We start from the raw sequence: 6756 nt of genomic DNA, 5'->3' as shown, positions 1-6756 counted from the left end.
AACGAAGTTCCAAATCCAATGGGATTCTGTTGCCAAATTTAATATATAATTGTTGAATCGTCAAACTCCAATTGTGCAGTGGTGCTTTCCACTTTTTTTGTATATTCATTGTAGCTAAGTAAACTATCTTTAGAAGAGCCATATCAGTTGGGAATGCATCTTTTGTTTTTGTTACTTTTCTTACTTGGCGATGATAACCCTCTACGGTGTTTGTCGTGTAAATAAGCTTACGTATTGGCTTAGTATATTGAAAATAGGTACTGAGTTCTTCCCAGTTGTTTTTCCAGCTTTCTATCACTAAAGGGTATTTCTGTACCCACTTCTCTTCGAGTGCTTTTAAAGCTTCTTCTGCTAAATCCTTGGTATCTGCTCTATAGACCTCTTTCAGGTCTTTCATAAAGTCTTTTTTGTCTTTAGAGGCTATGTACTTTAGGGAATTTCTAATCTGATGTATAACACGTTTCTGTATTTCAGTCTTTGGAAATACACTTAAAATAGCTTCACTAAAGCCTTTTAGGTTGTCTGTACAAGCAATTAAAATATCCTGTAATCCACGATTATTTAAATCTGTTAAAACACTTAACCAGAAGTTAGCTCCTTCACTCTCGGATAAATAAATACCTAAAACTTCTTTGTAGCCATTTTTGTTTACTCCAAGCACGTTATAAAGAGCTTTGCTCTTTATGAGTCCATCCACTTTTACTTTGTAGTGCATTGCATCTAACCAAACAATGCAGTACATCGATTCTAAAGGACGATTTTGCCATCGTTTAATCTCAGGTATTATTCTATCGGTAATCTGACTTAAAACACTATGCGATACCTCTGTATCATACATCTCTTTAATGTGAGAAGAGATGTCTCTGTAACTCATACCTAAACCATATAAACCAATAATTTTATCGGCTAATTGATCAGCTAAAACAGTTTGACGTTTCTTCACTATTTCAGGTTCAAAGTTACTGTTACGATCTTGGGGTACTTCTAATTCAAAATTACCCAAACTACTCTTTACTGTTTTAGTTTTTAGTCCGTTGCGCTTGTTGCCAGAGCTTCGCTCTGATTCATTCAAATGGTTCTCCATCTCGGCTTGTAAAGCCTTGTCTAAAACATTTTTTAATAAGGGAGCCAAAGCTCCGTCTTCTCCAAATAAATTTTTGCCTGACAAAAATTGGTCTAATATTTTTTGTTCTAATTCGGATTGTTCTACTTTTTTCATCTCTATCTAAATTTTAAAGGTTTAATTTAATAAATTTTAGACAGAGTTCAAATTACACCCTCGATGTTTGACTTTTTTAATTCTTCATATAAGCTAGCATCAAGGCAATTTATATTATAAAGTGAGTAACCGATAGGTTTTTTTTATCTACTATAATTAATGGTTTTTCATTATAATAAACGGCTCCTAAAGAAACCAAAGTTGAATCTACAAGTACTGGTTTAAAAGACCTTTCGATATTTATAAGTGTATCATTATTCTCTTTTAAGATTGTTAATATATAAGTATTACCTTTTGCATCCAATAATGGGTTTTTAGTAATAAATTTTTTTAACTCATAATCTAAATTACTGTTTTCTATCGGTTGACATTGACTTCCGTCGGTCACTTCAATAGAAGTATTATTATCTACAGCTCTATTATCGTTTCGATTTTTACAGTTGATAAATATTAATAATAATATTATAGAGTAGTACTTTTTAAAACCTACCAAAAAATAATCTATTTCCATCGTTATTTAAATTTCTTATATAAATTGGTTCATTGTATCCAGCATTCCAAAGCCTTCCAGATTCTGGCATATAGATATATTCTCTAAAAGGATATTTCATATTATTTTTTTCTACTGCATTAACCGTATTACCCCAATCACCAAATGTAGAATATTTTGATAAGAAATACCCATAGATTTTTGTTCAGATAAAAACCTAGAATCTCCAGGCTTAATATAAATATTTGGATGAGAGTGAACAGAATTTTTAATTTCAAAATCTCCTGTTAAACCTAATGCAGTTGAACTAGGTGAATAATCAGGATCGAATTTACTACCAAGAATGTATTTATTTGATTTAGTTTGAATCATACGCCATTCATTATCACTACGATTTGCAATAAAAACAAAAATGTTTGCCATATCACGCTTTCCATTACTATCTGTTGAAGCCATTAAAACATCTGTTCCATTATGGTTTTGCTTTTTTTCTAATTGGCGAAGTAAGCTGGTGTTATTAATTTTAATCTCATTTCCCTCACTATCCATTAAATAATCTACAGTTTCACCGCCTTTATCATCATAATATTCAATTCTGCCGTCTTCCAATAATTTATACCTATCTTCAACACTTTCCCCAATCATCCCAGTAGGATCGGTAAAATTCACCGGATTATTAAACGTATAAGCATAGGATGACCATTCTGGCATTTTCTCCGCCATTGGGTCAACACTTAACCAACTCTGCACAGTTTTTTGCTCACGCGAGGACGTCTCCTTGCGCACGTGTAGCACCTGCATTTTCCAATTGGTTTCTAAATATGTGATTTTCAAGCATCCCATTGATTTCAAAATTACAGTTTTTTTCAACTGTAAGTGCTTTTAATTAAAAAAAAAGAGGTTGATTTTCATTGGTGAGTCGTTGTAAATAAGGAACTGCTATTGAGTTATGACTCAACTCCACCTAAGACCAAAGACAAAATAATAAATTAAACCTAAAACAAAGAAGCCTATTACAGCATCTAAAATTTGGTTCTCTTTATTTTTTTCATAATTCCAAACTTCAGAAAACTTAAGTTTCTTTTTATTTTTTCTATTAAAAGTTATAAAACGGTTAAGTAAGTATCTTACAGATGCCCCTAAAAAGCAAAATAAGTAATGTCTCAATAAAACACCTATCATAGATTTTATTTTTTTTCTAAAACAGATGTTTTAAATTCAACGAAATTCTTATATAAAGAAGCTTCATTAATGTTTCGAGCTATTCTATTATAGGTCCTGTTATAAAAGCCTCTCATTTTATGTGATGTCTTTGTCATAAAAGAGCCTTTAAAATTTTTAGAAAATTGCGATGCGTTAAAAACTCTTAAAAATTGATTTGATGATTGACTCACAGGCATAAATGATGAAATTGTCTTTGCACCAGCATCTGTTTGTTCTGTATTATTAACTCCATATCCCTGAAGTGTAGTTACTCTTTCATCAAAAGGATTTAATGCCTGAAATGTCAATGCAAAATCATTTACCATATCATAAGTGATTTCTGATAAAAGGTTATCGCTTTCAGCCCAATCATCTACCCGATTTGATTTTTGAGATTTAAACTCCCCAGGCCAAGTTGACGTATCTCCAAATTCAGGGTCAATACGTAAAAAATTCTTGATAGGACTATTCTCAGCATAATGATTTGCAACATCATCTAAAGATTCTCATACATATTCAAAATCATATAAAGCAGTTCCATAATGACTATGAATGTCTATTATAGTTTCATAACTAGACATAAGCTTGCTTCGTGAAGGTGAAGGTGCCTGGCCATCATCATGCAAAGTACCAATGAATGAAAATTCTTTCTGATTTTCCTTACCTCTAATATACGCCCATTCATCAGAATTTCTACTCGCAATCCACTCAAATAATGCTTTCGTTTCTGAATGATTTTCGCTTTTTTTGGTGTTAGAAGTACATCCTAACACCAAAATGATTAGCAATATAATCAAAATTGAATGTGTTTTCACATTTAATCACTATACTCAATAATCTTAGTATTAATATTTTTTCTGCTTTTAAGGATGCCTTCTGATTTATAATATTTAATAATCAAGTTGTCTCTTTTTATTATGTTTTAGTTAACTTCATCTAAATTTAAAATTCGGTAGGCCTGCTTTATCATTTTTTGATGACCTAGATAATTTTCAAATAATATTTCTTTTTTTTTGCTTTTTGAAATATTTAAAATAAAAAGCACAAATTCATCGGCTTTGTTTTTCTCATCACAGATAGTATTTTCTAAATCATAGGTTTTATCATTTGATTTAATTGTCAAGTTATATGAAACCCCATCTACACAACTACTGTTCTCCATTTCAGTCGATTCATCAACTTCATCAATTAAATAGAGATAAGTATTTAGAGTATGGAGTTCTTTTTTGGTAAGGTCGTAACGATAAACTTTTTCCCGTTCAGGATGCTTGATAAGTTCTATAATTCTTCCTGTAGAATCGATTTCAATTGAAGAAGCTTGTCGGTTATGGATTAAATTGAATAGTTCAATACGATTAAAATTAAATGCTTCAATAGTATTACTTTCAGAAGTATTACAACAAGAAATAAGTAGTACAATTATAGTTAAGGTGCTAAAAAAATATTTTTTATTTTTCATGTCGCCAATTAATTTTGAAAACTATTAACCATATGTTTTAATTCTTCTAAAGTTTTAATAACACCAGACTTTTCGTAATATTTATGTAATATTGGTACTGATTTTTTTTCTAATACCTTGTCTCTTCTTTCTTGAAAATGATGATTATACCGTTCTCTTCTTTTATTACTATTTGTTGATGATTCAACATATTTGACAATATCTTTATCTATACCTTTTGAAAAGTTGATTTCTTTATCATCCGAGTAATCTACACTATACTTATCTGCATGTAAAAAACCTTCATGTCCAATAAGTTCAATGTAATCATCTACATTAGTAATACCTAATTTAATAGTAATATCTAAACCTTCTCCTGTTATTTTAATACCTGTTCTTCCATCTGCATTATCATTATCAGGCAAACCTTCAAAATTTAAATTTATACCTTGTTCATGAAACTCTCCATCTTGATCAAATGTAACTCCTCCTATAGTTTGTCCTTTTTCAGCATATTTAGATAAAAATTCTTTGCCTTCCTTGGTCCCTGCAAAGAATTCAAAGGCCTCAACTAACTCAGGATTTTTAAAAGTTTCGTCATCATTTGTTTCGTAAATATACGAATCGTCAATTCTCATACCATCAGGGTCTATGTAACGCAGAGGATTATTAGCTACATACGCATAAGATGAGATACTTGGATACTTCTCCGCCAACGGATCCACAGATATCCACCCTTCGACCTGGCTCAGGGCAAGAATACTCCACTTCGGGTCCCTTCGACTATGCTCAGGGTAAACTCCATACCTCGCTCCGTAATAGTAATTCCCTGTCTCCTTCCCGAATCGCACAGCTTCTCGGGACAGGCAATCTAGCTCTTTTGCGTTAAAACGGAAAGGGGAGTTGTTGGAGTTGAGGTATATTTGACTAAAGTATGTCATACTGCGTAATATAAATTTGTTTTCATAAGTCCAGCGCGACAAACTGGCTCGTTCGCTAAAACCATACACACTTCGACACCGCTCAGTGACCGCAGGATGATTTTTTTTACGCTCCGCCCTACCTGCAATATTAGTAATATAATTTGATTAATAAAAACCCGTTCTCTAAGTTATAAACCAAAAAAGCACTTCTTAGAAGTGCTTTTATGATTTTATATAAAAAATTGCTGGTTAAAAATTAACTGCTGGACAATTACATTTAAATCGTTTTCTGCTTTCTCCAAAGTCCCACCCTAGAGTAATTTGGTGAAATCCTGAGTTGCTCATGGTTAATTCTTGGAAGGCTTGGTTGGTATATGTATAAGCAATTAAAAACTCACCAAAATTGAAGCCTACAAAAGGCGTGATAGTGGATAGTTTCTGACTTCTAACCGAGCCATTAGAGCCTAAGAATTCAGCTCCGTCTAAACTTCTTCGGTAAGAAAGTCCTCCCCAAATTCTTCCATTATCTAATTCGTAATATACTTTAGCATTAACATCAAACAAATTTTCGTTGGTAAATTCTCTTCTATGATACATTACCGAAGGTTCATAAGAAAATCTTGAACCAAATTCACTAAAAGTATAACCTGCATTGAATAAATATTGCCGCTGATCGGTTACTCCAAATTGATCATTGAAAATTTTATTTTCTTGGGCAACTAAGTTTTTTACCGTTGCATGAGCAAAAAAGTCTAAAAAGAAATATGAAATACCAAAGTCAGCATTAAAGTTTATTTCCGATTGATTCACACCTGATATGATTGGATCTGGGAAATTTGCACTTAAAAGAGGCCCTTCATCAAGCCCACTTTGCACAATACCCACATTGGTTCCAAAAGAAAGCATATTCAAGTCGGCTGTACTTCTGGAAAACATAATATGGTAAGCAAAGGAAAGATAGGCTCCTTGTTGGGAGTAATTTCCATTGTTGTCATTAAACACAATACCGCCCAAACCAACGTTGTCATTCAACCTTCCGTTTACACTTAAGGTTTGCAGACTTGGCGCATTATCTACGTCAAACCACTGTTGTCTCGCGGTTAATCGAGCTTTATTTCGGTTACTCGCACCCGCCATTGAAGGGTGAAGTAAATACAAGTTATCGGTTAAATAATCTTGATAAACGGGAACTCCTCTTTCCTGAGCATCAATGGTATATGCCGTAAATACAGCAAAAGCTAGGACTAGATATTTTTTTATATTCATAGACTTATTACCTTCTATTCATTTATCGCTTTAATGTGAAATTCGACTTAAACGTATTCTTATTGCCTGTTCTTGGTTCGGTGTATTCTACTTTAAACCAATAATCGTTGCTAGGCATTGGCTTGCCGTTATAAGTTCCATCCCATCCTTCACTACTTGGACTTAATTGCTTGAGCAATTTTCCGTACCGGTCAAATATATAAATTTTTGCATTACT

General features: G+C 32.6%; 9 protein-coding genes. All 9 read right to left on the bottom strand.

Features of this window, described 5'->3' with window-relative positions:
- Positions 1–1219 (bottom strand): IS256 family transposase (locus G7034_RS09040; RefSeq protein WP_166399667.1); only part of this gene is annotated, 1219 nt, incomplete at its 3' end.
- Positions 1220–1328: 109 nt separating this feature from the next.
- Positions 1329–1730: a hypothetical protein gene (locus G7034_RS09035; protein WP_166400648.1), complete on the bottom strand. Its 402-nt coding sequence runs from the start codon at positions 1728–1730 to the stop codon at positions 1329–1331.
- 111 nt (positions 1731–1841) lie between these two features.
- A complete protein-coding gene (locus G7034_RS09030; protein WP_166400647.1) occupies positions 1842–2543 on the bottom strand; it encodes a hypothetical protein in 702 nt (233 codons plus the stop codon).
- A gap of 353 nt (positions 2544–2896) precedes the next feature.
- Entirely contained in the window at positions 2897–3238 is a 342-nt protein-coding gene (locus tag G7034_RS09025; protein ID WP_166400646.1) for a hypothetical protein, read from the bottom strand.
- Positions 3239–3418: 180 nt separating this feature from the next.
- A complete protein-coding gene (locus G7034_RS09020) occupies positions 3419–3709 on the bottom strand; it encodes a JAB-like toxin 1 domain-containing protein (protein WP_166400645.1) in 291 nt (96 codons plus the stop codon).
- Positions 3710–3834: 125 nt separating this feature from the next.
- Positions 3835–4371 (bottom strand): hypothetical protein, encoded by a 537-nt coding sequence (locus G7034_RS09015; RefSeq protein WP_166400644.1) that lies wholly within the window; start codon positions 4369–4371, stop codon positions 3835–3837.
- Positions 4372–4379: 8 nt separating this feature from the next.
- Entirely contained in the window at positions 4380–5075 is a 696-nt protein-coding gene (locus G7034_RS09010; protein ID WP_166400643.1) for a hypothetical protein, read from the bottom strand.
- A gap of 447 nt (positions 5076–5522) precedes the next feature.
- The gene (locus G7034_RS09005) at positions 5523–6539 is read right to left on the bottom strand and encodes a PorP/SprF family type IX secretion system membrane protein (protein ID WP_166400642.1); all 1017 of its coding nucleotides are present in this window, start codon (positions 6537–6539) and stop codon (positions 5523–5525) included.
- Positions 6540–6561: 22 nt separating this feature from the next.
- Positions 6562–6756: T9SS type B sorting domain-containing protein (locus G7034_RS09000; RefSeq protein ID WP_166400641.1), on the bottom strand; the 195-nt coding region annotated here is incomplete at its 5' end.

The sequence above is a fragment of the Psychroflexus maritimus genome, assembly GCF_011089875.1.
Taxonomy (GTDB): domain Bacteria; phylum Bacteroidota; class Bacteroidia; order Flavobacteriales; family Flavobacteriaceae; genus Psychroflexus; species Psychroflexus maritimus.
Note: the sequence above shows the minus strand (reverse complement) of the source record. Positions and strands in the feature narration are given on the sequence as shown.